16 protein-coding genes and 1 pseudogene are annotated in these 16876 nt (G+C 47.1%); 10 read left to right on the forward strand and 7 right to left on the reverse strand.

What is annotated here, in order from left to right; genetic code table 11:
• Positions 1-82: 82 nt before the first annotated feature.
• The gene (locus K6Q96_RS24160; RefSeq protein WP_002540717.1) at positions 83-478 is read left to right on the forward strand and encodes a DUF2750 domain-containing protein; all 396 of its coding nucleotides are present in this window, start codon (positions 83-85) and stop codon (positions 476-478) included.
• Positions 479-598: 120 nt separating this feature from the next.
• Here K6Q96_RS24160 and K6Q96_RS24165 read toward each other — a convergent pair whose 3' ends face one another.
• Positions 599-2032, reverse strand: a complete 1434-nt coding sequence (locus tag K6Q96_RS24165; RefSeq protein WP_251880959.1) for a lipopolysaccharide biosynthesis protein — start codon at positions 2030-2032, stop codon at positions 599-601.
• Between the two features lie 6 nt (positions 2033-2038).
• Entirely contained in the window at positions 2039-2965 is a 927-nt protein-coding gene (locus K6Q96_RS24170) for a glycosyltransferase family 2 protein (protein ID WP_251880960.1), read from the reverse strand.
• Positions 2966-3237: 272 nt separating this feature from the next.
• On the opposite strand from K6Q96_RS24170, the gene K6Q96_RS24175 reads away from it, so the two are divergent.
• Positions 3238-4380, forward strand: coding sequence for a glycosyltransferase (locus tag K6Q96_RS24175; protein ID WP_251880961.1), 1143 nt, complete (start codon positions 3238-3240; stop codon positions 4378-4380).
• Positions 4381-4498: 118 nt separating this feature from the next.
• Here K6Q96_RS24175 and K6Q96_RS24180 read toward each other — a convergent pair whose 3' ends face one another.
• The 4 genes and pseudogenes from K6Q96_RS24180 to K6Q96_RS24195 form a co-directional block, all read right to left on the reverse strand.
• Entirely contained in the window at positions 4499-5665 is a 1167-nt protein-coding gene (locus tag K6Q96_RS24180) for a questin oxidase family protein (protein WP_251880962.1), read from the reverse strand.
• A 32-nt stretch (positions 5666-5697) separates the two neighbouring features.
• Positions 5698-6675: a glutathione S-transferase family protein gene (locus K6Q96_RS24185; RefSeq protein ID WP_251880963.1), complete on the reverse strand. Its 978-nt coding sequence runs from the start codon at positions 6673-6675 to the stop codon at positions 5698-5700.
• A gap of 11 nt (positions 6676-6686) precedes the next feature.
• The gene (locus tag K6Q96_RS24190; protein ID WP_251880964.1) at positions 6687-7676 is read right to left on the reverse strand and encodes a glutathione S-transferase family protein; all 990 of its coding nucleotides are present in this window, start codon (positions 7674-7676) and stop codon (positions 6687-6689) included.
• Between the two features lie 159 nt (positions 7677-7835).
• Positions 7836-8629: pseudogene (locus tag K6Q96_RS24195) on the reverse strand (class I SAM-dependent methyltransferase).
• Between the two features lie 481 nt (positions 8630-9110).
• Here K6Q96_RS24195 and murQ point away from each other — a divergent pair.
• Entirely contained in the window at positions 9111-10010 is a 900-nt protein-coding gene (murQ, locus tag K6Q96_RS24200) for an N-acetylmuramic acid 6-phosphate etherase (RefSeq protein ID WP_251880965.1), read from the forward strand.
• A gap of 37 nt (positions 10011-10047) precedes the next feature.
• Here murQ and K6Q96_RS24205 read toward each other — a convergent pair whose 3' ends face one another.
• Positions 10048-10290, reverse strand: coding sequence for a hypothetical protein (locus K6Q96_RS24205; protein ID WP_251880966.1), 243 nt, complete (start codon positions 10288-10290; stop codon positions 10048-10050).
• Between the two features lie 521 nt (positions 10291-10811).
• Here K6Q96_RS24205 and K6Q96_RS24210 point away from each other — a divergent pair.
• The 7 genes from K6Q96_RS24210 (at position 10812) to K6Q96_RS24240 (ending at position 16806) form a co-directional block, all read left to right on the forward strand.
• Complete coding sequence (locus K6Q96_RS24210; protein WP_251880967.1) at positions 10812-12020, forward strand: ammonium transporter; 1209 nt, start codon at positions 10812-10814, stop codon at positions 12018-12020.
• 364 nt (positions 12021-12384) lie between these two features.
• Positions 12385-12615: a hypothetical protein gene (locus K6Q96_RS24215; protein WP_251880968.1), complete on the forward strand. Its 231-nt coding sequence runs from the start codon at positions 12385-12387 to the stop codon at positions 12613-12615.
• Positions 12616-12981: 366 nt separating this feature from the next.
• Positions 12982-14055 (forward strand): SGNH/GDSL hydrolase family protein, encoded by a 1074-nt coding sequence (locus tag K6Q96_RS24220; protein WP_251880969.1) that lies wholly within the window; start codon positions 12982-12984, stop codon positions 14053-14055.
• A 114-nt stretch (positions 14056-14169) separates the two neighbouring features.
• Positions 14170-14715: a nucleotidyltransferase family protein gene (locus K6Q96_RS24225; protein WP_251880970.1), complete on the forward strand. Its 546-nt coding sequence runs from the start codon at positions 14170-14172 to the stop codon at positions 14713-14715.
• A gap of 83 nt (positions 14716-14798) precedes the next feature.
• Positions 14799-15503, forward strand: a complete 705-nt coding sequence (locus K6Q96_RS24230) for a hypothetical protein (protein WP_251880972.1) — start codon at positions 14799-14801, stop codon at positions 15501-15503.
• A gap of 8 nt (positions 15504-15511) precedes the next feature.
• On the forward strand, positions 15512-16048 hold the full coding sequence (locus K6Q96_RS24235; RefSeq protein WP_251880974.1) for an RNA polymerase sigma factor: 537 nt from the start codon (positions 15512-15514) through the stop codon (positions 16046-16048).
• Positions 16036-16806, forward strand: coding sequence for a hypothetical protein (locus K6Q96_RS24240; RefSeq protein WP_251880976.1), 771 nt, complete (start codon positions 16036-16038; stop codon positions 16804-16806). Before K6Q96_RS24235 ends, K6Q96_RS24240 begins: the two co-directional genes overlap by 13 nt.
• The last annotated feature ends 70 nt before the right edge of the window (positions 16807-16876 follow it).

Raw genomic sequence — 16876 nt, forward strand, 5'->3', positions numbered from 1 at the left:
GATGATTTTTGCAGCCCCTAGCGCCACGCCACTTAGATTGAGATATACTGCATTCCTTTCTCATTGCCCGGTGGAAATCAAAATGGCAAAGACGCTGACTCAGGAACGCATTGCTGAAATCCTGAAATTCGACGTAGACCAACGTTACAAATATCTGGTCAAGGAAGTGGTAGAAAACCGAGAAATCTGGATCCTGACCGATGAGCATGGTTGTGTGATGCTCAACACCGAAGACGAAGATTGTGTGCCAGTATGGCCGAATGAAGAATTCGCACAAGAATGGGCAACCGGCGAGTGGGAACATTGTAAACCAGAGCCAATCGGGCTGAATAAATGGCATAGCCGCTGGACCAATGGCCTTTTGGACGATGAGCTTTCTATCGTGGCTTTCCCAAATACCGATCTGGAAGGTGTAGTGCTGTTCCCAGATGAGTTTGATTTCGACCTGACCAACCAGGCGAAAAAGCAAAAGCGTTAATAAAACTTCTGACTTGAAAAGAGCGGGCAATGCCCGCTCTTTTTTAGCAATCACTCTGACCTTGTTTTCGTAAACTACGCTTAGTGTTTATCACGAATACGTTCACTGAACAGGCTAGCTTTAATGAACCAAGCCTCTTTTCAACCGCATTTTAATCAACCATTTTGTACCATCACCTACGATGTTGGACTTGAGATATAACGCCATGGTTATCACAACAACCGGGAGCGTAACGAAAAGAGTTGGAAGGTCAATTAACCAGTCATTCAAGACGCTATTGAGTGTGAGCATAAGTACTGAAATACCCGCACAGATAAGCCACTTGCTATGTTTGTAGGGAAGCGTCTGCTTTCGTTGACTGACCATGTAGAAAAGAACCAATCGCAGTGTGTAGGCGCTGAAGAGTACTGCAAGAATTCCAACTACCCCCCATTGTGGCGTAAGCAACATATAGCCGATCATCGCTACCAAAGCGCAGCTTGCTTGTATCCACATTTGAGCTTGGCTAGAGTCACCGCTATAGCAGCCTAAATTAATGTAATCCCCCGCATTCTTGATCATCGCGATACCCAGTAAAAATATGACTAAGGTACTCGAACCTTTGTAGCTTTCGGGTAACAACCAGTCAATTGCAACGGGAGCAGTCAGCATAATCAAGGTTCCCAAGATAATGCCAAGGTTGACACCAAGCATCGTCTTATCAGCACATTGTCGCTTACCATCGGACTGCTGCAGCATTGGGATTCGGTTAGGAAACCACCAAAGCGCATAGGGTTGCATTAGCAAACCTAAGATCAGAGTAAACTTCGCCGCAACCGCGTAAACAGCCAACTGCTCCACACCAACACCATGGGCAAGGAACCATCGGTCAGCACCTTGAATAAGATAAATAGAGACGGTTCCAATTAGCACTGGAGCCCCAAAAGAAAGGAGCATTTTGGAATCTGCGAGATGACCAAATTGCCCCATCTGTTTGCTTTGATAACCCACCAAGCAAAGGGTCAAAAAGACACTCGAAATGGCACTGGAGATCAGTATCCCATCTATTCCATAACCCGCTTCAAGCAAAGTAATAGTCAGACCAGCTTGTAAAGTGGCTTTGATGACATTGAGATAGCAAAAACGCTTAGCAAGTGCTTGCATGCGCATCAAAGTGAGGGGGATGGCAATAACGCCATCGAGCATAGTGGGGATCAACAATAGCGCAATCTGATACCATTTAAACTCTATCGGCATCAGAGTGAGCAACCACGGTGTACTCGTCAGGATGATAACGCCACAGAGCAGACAAATAATGACACTGAGCGAAAAGCAGTTTGAAACCAATTGAGTACGTCGCTCCCCCTCTGCAGTTCCCACATAGCGATACATAGCATCAACTATCCCAAAACTGAATAAGATAGTGCCAACATCTGCCAGCAAGACCAATGACTCCAACGAGCCATATTCCACCAACGACAATTTATGCGTCAGATAGGGCAACATTAATAATGAAATCCCCTTCATCATGACGATGCCGATGGCGTAATAGAAAGATTGTGTCATCCAAGCCATAGCAATTTACCAAGCCAATTTGAGTGCACTTCGACAATCGCCCAACAGGCTACGAACCCTGCGTCTATGCATATCAAGGCGAAGTGAGTTCAGTCCATGCCAGATGGCTTTGGCGTACTGTTGCCTGCTGCGATAGTAGTCCGCATAGCCTTCGAGCAAGAACGCTTTGCCTTTTGGCAGTGCTTGGGGTGAAATCTGTTTGTGGAGATGTTTGCAACAATATTGGTCAAATATTCGCTCTACATGCTGCAAATTACTCAGTTTTCTTTCTTGAGTTTGCGTTAATGAACTTTGCCGCATCAGGTAAGCAGTTTGCACCGAGTTGAGCACACCAATAGGGTGCTGTTCGCAAACTCTGAGCCACAAATCCCAGTCTTCACCATAGCTCAACGTATCATTGAACCAAATCGGCTCTGTAAGCTGATGTCGGCTAAGCATCACGGTTGATGTGCCAATGATGTTATTGATAAGAATCGTCTCAAGCGCTTTTTCAATACGCAGACCTTGTTGGCTGTCATCTTGATAATGGCCCCAGTAAGCAAAGCAGTCGATAATAGGTTCGAGTGCTTCATCCAAGTGTTCGTAGTTAGTGAAGCTCAATGCGATATCTGGATAACGTTTGTGTAAGTTCAGTTGAAGTGACAATTTGTCGGGGTGCCAAAAGTCATCAGCGTCGAGGAAGGCAATGTAGTCGCCCGTAGCATGCTGAATACCTATGTTGCGTGCTTTGGCCGCGCCTCCAACGGCAGTGTGAAACACACGTATCCGGCTGTCTGTCATAGTGTTTAAGTACTTATCCGTACCGTCGCTACTGTTGTCGTTAATAATCAGCAGCTCGAGGTTCTTGTGGGTCTGGTTGAGTACGCTTTGCGTCGCTGTAGGTAAAAAAGGCAAACAGTTGTAAGAGGGAGTAATCACTGAAATCTTGTCCATTGTGTGCTCCTGATGCCAAACGAAAAACCGACATTTGCACAGAGCATGCCATTAATTTAAAGCATTGATATAATTAAAATTAATTCAAAAAAGCACCTCAGCGGACCGAAAAGTTTCATTTTGAGTGTCAATATACGAAAAACATATTTCTCTCAGAGTGTTGTTAACCTCTCTAAGTGCTAACCAATTAATAAATAAAACTAATTTTAGTTGGCATTTTATTTGCTGATACATAAATACACAGGAAAAAATTGCAGACCGAGTGCGTTCCAATGAAAAAAGTGGCCTTTGTTGCACCTACTTACCCTGTCCTAAGTGAAACGTTCATTCAAACCGAAGTAGATTCAATTAAAGCGTGTGGTCATGAGGTGATGGTGCTTGCCTTTGACATCAACAAAAGCGAGCAAAGTTTCAGCTACGATTTAGCAAAAATTGGGCAGAATGTTGACTGGACACTATTGCGTAAAGTCTCTCCACGAGGGTTTAGACAAGCAATGAATTTCGTCTACAACCAAGCTGGTTTACCCAAGCGCTCTTTGTTCTACCATGGCCTGAAACTGGCACTGCAGTTGTCAGCGAACAAGGTTGAACATGTTCACGCTCATTTTGCTCAGCATACCGCTGCGCATGCCGTTGTTGCAGCAAAACTGCTCAATATCAGTTGTTCATTTGTAGCGCATGGGCACGATGTGTATGAAGCAGCATTTGATATCAAGAGTAAAATCGAAGCGAGTGACTTTGTTGTTGCCGTTTGCCAGGACATGCTCGATGAGTTCGATAATCTAGCAAGTGGTAACGTCAAATTACTCCACTGTGGTGTCAAAACAGACAAATTTTTCCTTCGCGATAAGCAGCCTTCATCTCGACTACGCCTCGTGTTCTTGGGGCGTTTGGTTGAGCAAAAAGGTGTGAATTACCTCATAGAAGCCTTGGCGTCTATGAAAGACAACATTGAGTTTCAGCTCGATATTGTGGGAACTGGCGATATGCAAGAAACTTTGGCCAATCAAGTTAGCGAGCAAGGCCTTTCCGAGCAAATAACCTTTCTCGGCGCGAAGCCCCACCAATGGGTTAAAGAACACCTTGCCGATTACGATTGCTTAGTTGCACCATTCTGTTTTTCACAAACAGGTTGTGTTGATACTGGTCCACTGGTTCTCAAAGAAGCCATGGCAGTAGGTACCCCCGTTATTACAACCAATATCATGGGCTGCAAAGAAATCGTGACGCCAGATACGGGTTACCTTGTGAGTGAGAAGAACGTAAAACAGTTGGCATTGAGTTTGGCGCAATTTGCTCAGCTTACGTTTAACGAGCGAGTCGAAATGGGTCAGCGGGCCCATGAAAGAGTCCTAAATAGCTTTAATGCTTATGTGCAAGCACAGCGATTGTCGGGCTGGATTGAAGGGGCTTAGATTTAATCCAAACCGTGAGATGAAAAAGTAAAAGCACTAAGCAAAAACCGATATTGAAAAGAGCGGGCAATGCCCGCTCATTTATTTACACCTCTATTTTTGCAGATCTGCAAATTTATCAGCTCAATTTCACTGGCTTCACATGGGTGTGATCCGCCAACACATTGATGGCTGATGCTTTAAATAACGGATTTGCATCCAGTTCTTCAAACAGCCATTTGCAGCTGAATACCATCTTAATGGCATGCACTTCCGGCACTTTGCGAATTCCACTGGCAATGTCTGCCCAATCGATGGCATTCACGTAAGCCAGCGCATCTTCATCCAACGTCGGCAGGGTTTTCGGATAACCCTTCTCGATGTAAAGACCCGTTAACCATATCCAGTAACGTTGCCATAGTTCAGCCAACAAAGGACGATAACCATTCCCTTCTGCCAACACACGCTTGGTGATGTCTGCCAACGCCTGGAAGCTTGTAACGGCATGAAGCGTTGTCAACGCAGGTTCATACAGGTATAAACCGATCGCCCTGTCGCCAATTTCACGCATCTTCAGCTCGATGTTTTCTTCAGTAATAAAGAACTCATCTGCTACCGAAATATCATGAAGCACGGTATCTGAGCAGAGCATCTCGCAGATTTGCAAGCTACCACCGAAACGGGTGATTTCAGGTTTGGCAGCATGCACTTTCAGCCATTGCTCTTCTGCAGTAATAGACTGTGCTGACATATCAATGCGTGGCGGCAGCATGCGCTTGTACATATCCTCAAAACGGATCGCCCAGTACGCCAAGGCATCTGCAATCAACCCTTTGTCGCCATGCATAATGGCAAAACTCAAACGGATCATCGGATGAAACAGACCCATTGGCAGCGCGTATTGCAGTTTTTCAAGTACGCCCATCAGATACGCCGTTTGGTCGTTCGCTGCTTCCTGCCCTTCGAAGAAAAGGCGTTGGAAATCGGCAAGGTATTCCGCTTTACCCAGGTATTCCGTCCAATTCTCTTCGGTCACGACACCGGTATCGCGCAGGTGAAGGTCTTCTTCAATACGTGCACGGTAACGTGGCCAGCTGCTGCGAAATGCTTTGATTTCATTATCCGTCGCGCCTAACCCCTGCAGCGACATAATCGTCATTGGGTAATGGTTCGACATACCGCCTTTGGTAACACCACCAAGGTTCGGGTGGAATGCGCTGTCGCGCTGCATTTCGTCATTGACCAACGCAGACATTTCTGTTGCCGCGTTAAAGCGTCTTTCTTTGTTTTTGGTTGAGAACAACATAGTGAATCCTCCTTGCGTTGATTGCTGTTGGTTTAATCTAGAAAGCTCACGTATGGCGCAACGGGCACAATGCCGTGCGGATTTCTGAGTGGACTTTTCGAGTTATAGCCACGGCGATAAACATCCAAATCTATGGTGTCTTTCACGCCAGGCTGCTGAACCAGTGTTTTCAAATACGCTGAGATATTTGGGTAATCCCGCAGTGCTTTCAGGTTGCACTTGAAGGCGGTGAAGTAACCCACATCAAAGCGCACCAGTGTCGGTAGCAATCGCCAGTCTGCTTCGGTAATGGCATCACCCAGCAAGAACGCTTGCTTACCAAGACGCCCTTCAATCTCTTCAAGTGATGCAAACAACGCAGTAACTGCCTCGTCATACGCATCCTGCGTTCGAGCAAACCCGGATTTGTACACGCCATTGTTGACCGTGTTGAAAATCCAGTCGTTGGTGTCATCAATCTCTTTAGCCAACGCTTCCGGATAGAAGTCCTGCGTATCACCGGTAATCTCGTTAAACGCACTGTTGAACATGCGGATAATTTCTGACGATTCATTGCTCACAATGGTTTGGGTCTTTTTATCCCAAAGCACGGGCACCGTGACTCTGCCGGTAAAATCAGGATTCGACTTCACATACAACTGGTGCATCGCTTCAAGCCCGAGCAAATTGTCGGTAAAGCGTTCCTCGGTGTTATCGAACACCCATCCTTGCTCGGTGCGAAGCGGTGCCACCAGCGACAAACCCACCACGTTTTCCAGTCCTTTGACCTTGCGGTAAATCAGGGTGCGATGCGCCCATGGACAGTTCAGTGCTGCAAACAAGTGATATCGACCTGCTTCGGCTTGAAAACCAGCTTCACCACTTGACCCGGCTTCCCCCGTTGCGGTGACCCAATTGCGGAACTTAGCCACGCCGCGAACGAAACGTCCATTTGCTTCTGAATACTGTTTTTCTTCCCACTCTCGCAGTTGGTCATCGTTGAGCCAACGGCCTTCAATTAACTTGCCCATCTCTAACCTCCTTACTGCGCAGCGCCGACGTTTTCACGTCCGTGCGGTGCATCGAAATCCAACGCCGGGCCAATCGGCACAATGCGGGTTGGGTTGACCGTTTCATGGCTGACGTAATAGTGCGCCTTGATATGGTCGATATTTACTGTCTCTGCGATACCCGCGAACTGATAGAGCTCACGAAGGTAGCCTGACAGGTTTGTGTATTCACTGATCCGGCGACGGCTGCACTTGAAGTGTCCGACATAAACAGCATCGAATCGGATAAGTGTGGTGAACAAACGCCAGTCTGCTTCAGTAAGCTGCCCACCCACGAGGTAGCGATTGGTCGCCAGATGCGCTTCCAGTTTGTCCAGTGCACTGAATACGTCTTCCACTGCTTCATCGTAAGCCTCCTGCGTGGTCGCAAACCCAGCGCGATACACACCGTTATTAATGTTCGGGTAGACAAAATCGTTCATCTCATCGATGGTTTCCCGCAGTGCTTCTGGGTAGTAATCACCCGGAAGCGCGCCGACGTCATCAAATGCACTGTTGAGCATACGAATGATTTCTGAAGACTCATTGCTCACTATGGTTCCGGTCTTCTTATCCCAAAGCACTGGCACCGTGACACGCCCGGTGTAATCCGGTAATGCGCTCGTATACACCTGGTGCAAATAGGTCGCGCCGTAAATCGCGTCTTCGACCACATCATCACCCGGCAGGAAGGTCCATCCGTCATCACCCATAAAGCCATTGACCACCGAAATGGAAATCATCGCTTCCAGCCCTTTCAGCTTTCTGAAAATCAGTGTGCGATGCGCCCAAGGGCACGCCAGTGAAACATAAAGGTGATAACGACCCGGCTCTGCTTCAAAGCCGCCTTCGCCTGTTGGCCCTGCCGAACCATCTTTCGTGATCCAGTTTCGAAAGCTCGGCGCCTTTCGTGTAAAGCGTCCGTTTGTTTTGCTGGTGTCATACCAATCGGTGCGCCAAACACCATCTACCAATAAGCCCATTGCCGTGCCTCCAAGCTGTGTAATTTGCTGATGGGCTAACAATAGGTGTTATTAAGTTGAGGAAAAACAGTATTAAGATGAAATGATTGTTCTCCAATGGAGAACGAAAAGACATATTCAGCCCACCGAAGCAGGCTGAAAGAAGAAAGATAGGGAGGGTCAGTGTTTTTCCAGAAGCACCATGACTTCGGCATGTTCTGTGTGTGGGAACATATCAAACCATTGCAGACGTTTGACGGTGTAGTTCACCCAACCATCGACATCGGCTTTCAGCGTTTCTGGATTACAGCTGGAATAGATAATGTGTTAGGTGCCAACTCGCTAAGTTGTACCACCAACGGCACGTCGTTGAATAGCTCGATAAGGTGTTCATCTTCTGTGAGGAAGATTTCCTCATCGCCTTCAAGACGCGCCATGTGGACGGGCTGCAAATTAACCGACACCACACGGATTTTCGGAAACGCCTCACGAAGCCTCACTAAGTTTGCTTCCACGCGCGGCATTGCATCGCGGCTTCGCATAACAAATCGCAGCATGACCTCACCAAAATGTGCCGAGCGGGTCAGCAAAATGTATTTAAGCTCGCCTTTCCTTTTAGCTTTGTTATAAGGCGGAATACCGGAGGTGCGAATCCAATCTTGCAGGTAATCCAGCAATACGGTCATATCTTCGGTGTAGAGTGGGCAATGGGTCAGGCTCACCATTTCAAGGTTATCCCCCGACTTCACGTCTGCACCCAACACAGGTTGGTGCGCAGCCCCCAGCAGCACCATCCTCGCTTTGTTGCGGCAGCCCGTTTCTTTGCTCAATACCGGCCATAGCCACTACTCTGGCAGTCGGTTCTCAAACAGGGATTTCAGCGCGTTGTCTTTGTCAGAGACTTGCTGGGTGTAAGGAGCACCCCTCAACTCACATGAACGGCACTTGTGCTGATCGAAGAATTTGCAATGCATAACGCTCTACCACAGAAAAAGAAGGGAGAGTCCAAGCATCCTAACGGAAATGACCATTCACGTTGCTACTCGTTAAAATCGAATATATTGATGGTATACCCAAACGACCTGGAGATGCTCGCATTCAGAGGTCATCAATGCGTTCAATTCGAGGCAAATTTTACGAGGAATAGTGGTTCTTTTTCTGTGGAATTTAACGAAGAAGTGGGCGCACTGAGGCCCGCCCTTCGGGCGAGTTGACTGGCGTCGTACTCGTTGTTGTCCCTTTTTGATGGAGATGACTACACCTACAAAGGGACGCCGCGATCACAACGCCAGTCAAACTCGCTGAATCATGCATCATCAGGTTGTTTGGGTATAAAAACCAAGCGTCATAAGGCCCGGTTCAAGCATGGGAAAAATGCCTTTTTCCTTGAGTTTATACCTGCGCTTCAGGAATACTGGTCTCACAAAAATCCGCTGATAAATGAGCACACTACTGATGAAAATAGATCTCACCCGACTGGTCACAGAAAGCCGTAATGCCGCAAGCGCAGAAATCGACAAACTTTCCACGCTGGAAATGCTCGAAGTGATTAATCAGGAAGATCAAAAAGTCGCGCTCGCAGTGAAAGATCAACTCCCACAAATCGCCGAGGCGGTAGACGCCATCACTAAAGCATTTGCGGAGGGGGGCCGACTGATTTATATGGGTGCAGGCACATCAGGTCGTTTGGGTATTTTGGACGCCAGCGAATGTCCACCAACCTACGGCACCAAGCCTGAACTTGTGGTGGGCTTAATTGCTGGCGGTCATCAAGCCATTTTAAAAGCAGTTGAGAACGCCGAAGACAATGTAGAACTCGGCAAACAGGATTTGGTGGATTTGAACCTGACCGCTAAAGATGTGGTGGTGGGCATTGCAGCCAGCGGCCGCACTCCTTACGTGCTAGGTGGCATGAGGTACGCCAAGTCTGTCAGTGCGACTGTTGCGGCGATCGTTTGTAACCCTGTCTGCGCGATGGCAGATGAAGCAGATATTGCCATCCTTCCTGTAGTGGGACCTGAGATTGTGACTGGCTCATCAAGAATGAAAGCAGGGACGGCGCAAAAGCTGGTGCTGAACATGCTCACGACAGGCGCGATGATCCGAAGCGGCAAAGTGTATGGCAACCTGATGGTGGATGTTGAAGCCACCAATGCCAAGTTGGTGCAGCGTCAGGTCAACATTGTCGTCGAGGCAACAGGTGTCGGTACGGAAGAAGCAGAAATCGCTCTTCAAGCATGCGGCCGTCATTGTAAAACCGCGATCTTAATGATTCTGGCTGGCATTGACGCCGAAGAAGCGAAAGCGCGACTTGAAAAGCATAAAGGATTTATTCGCCAAGCATTGAATGCGTAATCAGAAAAAGGACTAATGGCTCAAGGCGAATCGCCTGTTATTCCCAGTGGCAGTCTTCAGGAACAATCAGTTTGAGCAAGGCCGCTGGTGGAAGTTCGCTAAGCGCGACTTGTCGGAAGACATCTGCGATTTGAACATCGCCACCCAAGCACCGAATAATCGTGGTGTTAATGGCTTCTTTTTCCATGCCATCGGCATGAAGCATTTGCACCCAATGGTACTCCGGCGCATTGGCATCAAGAATTGTCCGCCTACCTAATGTGAACGTATGTTCTTTCATTTCTCTCCTTAACATGTCATAAAAATTAAACATCCTTCCATAATGCGCAGAATTTAGACAGCTGGCAAGATATTTTCATAGAATGCTGTTTTTAATGAGCTTTATGATTCTACAGACTAATAATACATAAGTGCTCAGACATAATTTAACTCGTTGATAATCTCCTCCATTCGTCTTTTTATGGATAGATATATAGGCAGAAATAATAAAATACCAACTACCTGCCCCAAACTCTGTTCAACACATATTTATCGCACTTTCATGGTGCATATCCATTGCACCATCGCACCATAATGAAGCATTTCTGTGCATTAAATTTGGAGATAGAAGGATAGATAGTTTCTTTACGGTGCACATCTAAATCATTAAATATCAATAAATTAAAAACATTACGCACTTAATTAGCGCTATGTTGCACACCCTTGGTTCACACGGGCACGATTTGTGCTTATTCCCCTGCGGCCTGAAGAAGCAACTCTTCAGCAAGGAAAGCAATCTCAAGGAAGTAGAGGAATTACAACGTGGAAAATATTAGTAGCGCGATTCAAACGCTGTCAGAAAGCGCGAACACGCTCTTTATTCTGATCGGTGCCATCATGGTTTTGGCAATGCATGCAGGCTTTGCCTTTTTGGAAGTGGGTACCGTCCGCCATCGCAACCAGGTAAATGCCCTGGTGAAAATTATGTCCGATTTTGGCTTCTCAGCTCTTGCCTATTTCTTCATTGGCTACTGGGTTGCCTACGACGTTAACTTCTTCAGCAGCGCCAGCGTACTTTCCGAAGGTAATGGTTATGAACTGGTGAAGTTCTTCTTCTTGATGACTTTCGCCGCGGCGATTCCAGCCATCATTTCCGGCGGTGTTGCTGAACGTGCAAAGTTCTACCCTATGTTGATTGCTGCCGCAGCTATCGTCGCTTTTGTTTATCCATTTTTCGAAGGACTGATCTGGAACGGTAATTTTGGTTTTCAGGATTGGTTAGAAGCAACCTTTGGTGCCCCTTTCCACGATTTCGCTGGTTCAGTCGTTGTTCACGCTGTTGGCGGATGGATTGCGCTGGCTGCCATTATGATTCTTGGCGTGCGTCAAGGCCGTTACCGCGGCGGCAAGCTAATTGCCTTTGCACCTTCCAATATTCCGTTCCTTGCACTTGGCGCATGGATCCTGACTGTGGGTTGGTTCGGCTTTAACGTGATGTCTGCACAAACCATGGACGGTATCAGCGGTTTGGTTGCCGTGAACACCCTGATGGCGATGGTTGGCGGTATCGTCACTTCCCTTATTGCTGGCAAGAATGACCCTGGCTTCCTGCACAATGGTCCCTTAGCAGGACTTGTAGCCGTTTGTGCCGGTTCTGATTTGATGCACCCAATCGGTGCGCTGATCACTGGTGGTGTGGCTGGCGTGTTGTTTGTTTGGCTGTTCACCCTGATCCAAAACCGCTTCAAAATTGATGATGTGTTGGGCGTTTGGCCACTTCACGGCGTTTGTGGTGTTTGGGGCGGTATCGCGGCAGGTATCTTCGGTTCAGAAGCGCTCGGTGGTTTGGGTGGTGTTAGCTTGATGGCTCAAATCATCGGTACAATTGCCGGTGTCGTTGTTGCATTTGTCGGTGGTTGGATTGTTTATACTCTGGCGGAAAAAGCGGCGGGTATTCGCCTGAGCGAAGAAGACGAATATAACGGTGCTGACTTAGCTATTCACAAAATCGGCGCGACATCCGAAGATTAATAGTTTTATTAATTTCTTGCCAAGCCCTGCTGATCAGCAGGGCTTTTCGTAAAAATATAATAATTACAAGATTGCATTTGCTGAAAAAGGCCGTCAACACCTTCCTCCAAAGTTCATTCCCTTTCCCGTTTTTCATCCAGCGCTATTCAGATAAAAAGCAAGAAATGCAATCACACGCATAATCCATTAATATTTTGTCTCATATTGAAAACACCCCTAATATTAATTTGACAAATTATTTGACGAAACTTTAAATATACGCCAACTATTAATACAACAAATTATTAATAAGTAGACACCTGTCTTTTATCTATATATTTGGGACATTGGTATTAGTGGAATATTTCCCGAAAGGGGAGGGAACATGGACTTAGAATACATGCAAGCAGTAGACGTATTGGGACAACTGCGCGTAGGCGACTCTATCAGCGACGCACTGAGAAATGAGGCGCAATGTGTAACCCGTGAAATTTTTGAAAAATATCGGGACCGATGCGACGTCGACTCAATTGAGGGCTTACTGTTTGATGATGAAGTGAGCACCAAATTAAGAAACACATGGACAGATGCGATATGCGATGTATGGCTTAATTAGGCCTGTTTTCTTATATTTTGATGGTGTCCCAAAGCAGCTTTAAACTTGGTAAAATGTGATCATTGAAATTGAGTGAAAACGCTCTGCACATAGAATTATGGAGCCCATAACGGGCTTCATTTATTTTTCTTTACTCTTCGAAGCATCTCATATCTAAGTGTATTCTGACTGACTTGTCAGCTTACTAAACCCTACTCCCAGCAAGTTTCCGATCATTTACCGCAGCAAATTCCGTCATTGGCTTTTCAATTGATGAGCTTGAGATATTAAATCTTTCTCGTCACCGCCTTCGCATTTCAGAGTTGGGAAGTGAGTCGTCCGTTTTCTGAAGAGGGTCTTTGCTTACCATTCAAATGGGACAAAAAAATGCTTAAACAACTCGGATGCGCTTCTTTATTGTTACTAGCCGGAAATGCTATTGCTGGTTCTGTACCTGCCACCCACCATGCCCTCAATTATGAGGGTCGTACTGTTAAAGATTATTCTGGCGGTACCGTTCAATTCAATTGGCCAGGAACGTCAGTCAAAACGCAATTTAGCGGCAGTATGCTGAAACTCACCCTAATAGGAAATGGCGATCATTTCGATGTATTAATTGATGGGAAGTTCACTCAAAAACTTCTCACCAACCGTGGCAATCAACCACAGACATTTACCCTGTTTGAAAGCGACAAGTCACAAAACGTCTTGGTGGAAATCATTAAACGAACTGAAAACTATGACACATTGGCTCAGGTGATCTCTTTTGATCACGATGGCGGCCTGCAAGGGGTTTGGGAAACACAACCCCATATCCTGTTTATTGGGGATTCCATTAGTGCCGGTTTCGGTAGTGAATCAAATAAGCGCGAATGTACTTGGGAAGAGGTGTACGCGTCATCCAACGCCCGACTCGCTTTTCCCTATCAAACCGGCGAAGTGTTGAATGCCAGCATTACGCAAGTGTCGTTTTCAGGCTTGGGGCTGATCCGAAACTGGAGCGGTAACCAGCCTTATCATAATCTTACTTATTACGCCGACAAGGCCAGCGCAGTATTTGGACTCACCCATGACTTCGAAGACACATATCCTAATCTTATCGTTGTAGAAGTGGGCACCAATGATTTCAGCACCGATCCTCAGCCCCATGAACCTTGGGCGGATATTGAGGAAGTGAAAGCAGACTGGACAGCACGTATGGTTGAGTTTGTCGGTGACCTTCGCCAGCGCTACAGCGGCGTAAATGTCATTTTGATGCCTCGCCCAGCGTATCCTTATGACTACATTATTCCAGCGACCGACGAAGCGATTGAAAGGCTCACTGCCCAAGGTCATGAAGGTATTTATAGCCACACCTTTGTGTCGCCGCTGGAAGGATGCATTTGGCACCCAACGGCTGAAGAACACAAGGATATCGCCAACAAGCTGTCTGATTTTATTCAGGTCAATAAGCTTCTTTAACCCCTCTTTGCAAACGTTCGCCTGCCCGTGGTTTTCACCATGACAGGCGTTCTTTTCTAACTTCAGTGATAATATTCACTCATCAGATATTTTCTAATACCCAAACAACTGACGATGCAAACCATCATTGACTGGATTCAAGAAGACGCCTTGCGCATGGAGGCGATCAAGGCGGTTCACTCTCTCAAATTACCCAACGGTTATCTTGCCGCGGGCTTTATCCGAAATCTGGTTTGGGATCGCCTCCATCAAAAAGAAAATACAACGCCACTTAATGATGTCGATGTCATTTATTTTGATGCTGATGAATCTGATAAAAATGCCTATCTAACATATGAACTAAAGCTAAAAGCCATCATGCCCACGCTCAACTGGCAGGTGCGTAACCAAGCTAAAATGCACGTGAGAAATGGTGACCAACCCTATCAGAGTATTCTGGATGCCATGAGTTTCTGGCCGGAGAAAGAAACTGCCATAGCAATTCGTATCAATGACAATCACACACTGGACTGTATCTCTTCGTTTGGATTTGAATCCCTTCTCGCGTTAAAAATCACGCCTAATCCCAAGCGCGATATCACCCTATTCCACCAGCGCATTCAGTCTAAAAATTGGCTCTCAGATTGGCCAAAATTAACCGTGGAAAAAAGTTTCGAATAACCTGCATCCAATCCCCCCGTCCCACCGTCTCCATCTTTGACAGCGCTGTCTCATGATGTCAAAAACAATGAGAAGGAAATCCCATGCACAAACACATGCTTGTCGGCACTTTGTTGGCGCTTCCAGCGCTGGCTATTGCCGCAGACAACACTGTCAACACCGCTGCAGGTGAGGTCTTTGTCGATCCGAACGGACGCTCGCTCTACACCTTCAGCAAAGACAAAAAGGACAGGTCCATCTGTAATGATGGCTGCGCAGCAAAATGGCCGCCTCTTCCAGTCAATCCAGCAACAGAAATGTTGTATGGCAGTCAGTCTGGATTCAGCGTTATTCGTCGCGACGACGGCAGTAAACAATGGGCTTATCAGGGCGCACCACTTTACCGCTGGTTTAAAGACATGAAGACAGGCGATATCGAAGGAGCAGGTATCAAAGGCGTTTGGCCTTTAGCGCGTGCCGATGATGTGACAGTCCGACTATATAACGATGATAACCGCCGCTATCTGGTGGATGACAACAATTTTACCCTCTATACCTTTGATAACGATGAAAAGGGTATCTCCAACTGCTACGGCAACTGCGCCGCTTATTGGCCACCCGCTTTGGTGGACACGCAGAACATGGCATCACTGACATTGTCCGGTGATTTTGGGGTAACAGAGCGCAAGGATGGGAACGTTCAGTGGACATACAAAGGTATGCCGCTTTACCGATGGATTAAAGATACCGCGCCGGGTCAAACGACAGGAGATGGCGTGAAGGACATCTGGCACATGGTGCCGCTATGAGGTGATTTTTGAGTCTCGATACCAAGGAAGTCGGTGAGTTGCTCTCCCGCATTGCATTGAAAGATCGGAGCGCTTTTGAAGCGCTCTATTCGCTCACAGGTTCGCGCCTTTATCATTTACTGGTTTCTATTGTCAAAGACGAAGGATTGGCTGCAGATTTACTACAGGAGGGTTTTCTGAAACTCTGGTTCAGACAGCACAGCTACCCTATTGATTACCCTTGGGCTTGGCTATGTCAGAGTATGCGGAACCTCGCCATTGATGAACTGAGAAAGGCTCGCTATTCAAAGGAAGAATCGGTCTCTGACCCCATGTCAGAGGCCGATAAAGGTCTGGCGATGCTGGAACACAACGCACATCCTGAACACCAGAAGCTGAGTTACTGCCTGCAAGCCCTCACACCAGAAAAGCGCAGTGCCATCGTCCTCGCCTATGAGCACGGCATGAGCCATGAAGAAATTGTCGAACATGTAAAATCCCCACTCGGAACGGTGAAATCCTGGATTCGACGCGGACTGATGGAGCTGAAACGATGCCTAAATTAACCGTTGCCAAGCGCTACCAATCCACAAAGTTACGAGACAGGCTTGCCGCTGAATATGTGCTCGGCACGCTCAAACCCAGAGTTCAACGTCGTCTGGAATTTCTGATGAATCAAGACCCAAGTTGGTGGGAACACATTGAACATTGGCAGCAGCATTTTCAAGGCATCACCCCTTCTATCGATGCAAGTTTAGATTGGGCCTTTACCAAACCGCCGGAGCGGGTCTGGCGCAATATCACTAACGCAGTTTACCCTCAACGAGAAGAGCCAAGAACCCGATCGAAAAAGCCTTGGTGGAAGGCTGTCACCACGCCCATGTCACTGGCTTTTTCTCTGGTTATTGGCGTGTTGATAAGCCCCAGTATCATGCCACCAGAGGCTCCAAAGAAAGGGCCGATTATTGTTCAGCCTGCTAACTACTTTGCTTTGATGTCCTCTGAGCAAGAACACAACCTGTTTGCCATTGTGGCGTATCGCGGATTAGGGGATGCAAAGTCTACACTGCGTCTGCAGCGAAACCTGCGTGAATCGGAGTTGCCGCCGGAAACGGCCACTGTGTGGATGCGGGACAAAGAATCCCGAGAAGTTACGCGCATCGACACGCTGAGAAACATCAACGACACGCGTTTTCTTTCCCGCGCAGAATGGCAACAATTGAAGAACAGTTCAGAACTGATCGTCACCATCGGTGAAACGCCGGATAGTCAGGTTTTGTATGAAGGCCGCTGTGTTGAACTGAGTAACTGGAACGCCATTTAAAAGCTGTTCAGGGGGTGCGCAGAAACCGACGCGGAAATTTAACCAATAAAAAGCCCTCCAAACATTGGAG

The sequence above is a fragment of the Grimontia kaedaensis genome (assembly GCF_023746615.1).
GTDB lineage: Bacteria > Pseudomonadota > Gammaproteobacteria > Enterobacterales > Vibrionaceae > Enterovibrio > Enterovibrio kaedaensis.

What these genes read in the sequence shown, in the direction of transcription:
- K6Q96_RS24160 (WP_002540717.1), top strand. Translation starts at nt 83, where the DNA reads ATGGCAAAGACGCTGACTCAGGAACGCATTGCTGAAATCCTGAAATTC.
- K6Q96_RS24165 (WP_251880959.1), bottom strand. Translation starts at nt 2,032, where the DNA reads ATGGCTTGGATGACACAATCTTTCTATTACGCCATCGGCATCGTCATG.
- K6Q96_RS24170 (WP_251880960.1), bottom strand. Translation starts at nt 2,965, where the DNA reads ATGGACAAGATTTCAGTGATTACTCCCTCTTACAACTGTTTGCCTTTT.
- K6Q96_RS24175 (WP_251880961.1), top strand. Translation starts at nt 3,238, where the DNA reads ATGAAAAAAGTGGCCTTTGTTGCACCTACTTACCCTGTCCTAAGTGAA.
- K6Q96_RS24180 (WP_251880962.1), bottom strand. Translation starts at nt 5,665, where the DNA reads ATGTTGTTCTCAACCAAAAACAAAGAAAGACGCTTTAACGCGGCAACA.
- K6Q96_RS24185 (WP_251880963.1), bottom strand. Translation starts at nt 6,675, where the DNA reads ATGGGCAAGTTAATTGAAGGCCGTTGGCTCAACGATGACCAACTGCGA.
- K6Q96_RS24190 (WP_251880964.1), bottom strand. Translation starts at nt 7,676, where the DNA reads ATGGGCTTATTGGTAGATGGTGTTTGGCGCACCGATTGGTATGACACC.
- murQ (WP_251880965.1), top strand. Translation starts at nt 9,111, where the DNA reads ATGAAAATAGATCTCACCCGACTGGTCACAGAAAGCCGTAATGCCGCA.
- K6Q96_RS24205 (WP_251880966.1), bottom strand. Translation starts at nt 10,290, where the DNA reads ATGAAAGAACATACGTTCACATTAGGTAGGCGGACAATTCTTGATGCC.
- K6Q96_RS24215 (WP_251880968.1), top strand. Translation starts at nt 12,385, where the DNA reads ATGGACTTAGAATACATGCAAGCAGTAGACGTATTGGGACAACTGCGC.
- K6Q96_RS24220 (WP_251880969.1), top strand. Translation starts at nt 12,982, where the DNA reads ATGCTTAAACAACTCGGATGCGCTTCTTTATTGTTACTAGCCGGAAAT.
- K6Q96_RS24225 (WP_251880970.1), top strand. Translation starts at nt 14,170, where the DNA reads ATGCAAACCATCATTGACTGGATTCAAGAAGACGCCTTGCGCATGGAG.
- K6Q96_RS24230 (WP_251880972.1), top strand. Translation starts at nt 14,799, where the DNA reads ATGCACAAACACATGCTTGTCGGCACTTTGTTGGCGCTTCCAGCGCTG.
- K6Q96_RS24240 (WP_251880976.1), top strand. Translation starts at nt 16,036, where the DNA reads ATGCCTAAATTAACCGTTGCCAAGCGCTACCAATCCACAAAGTTACGA.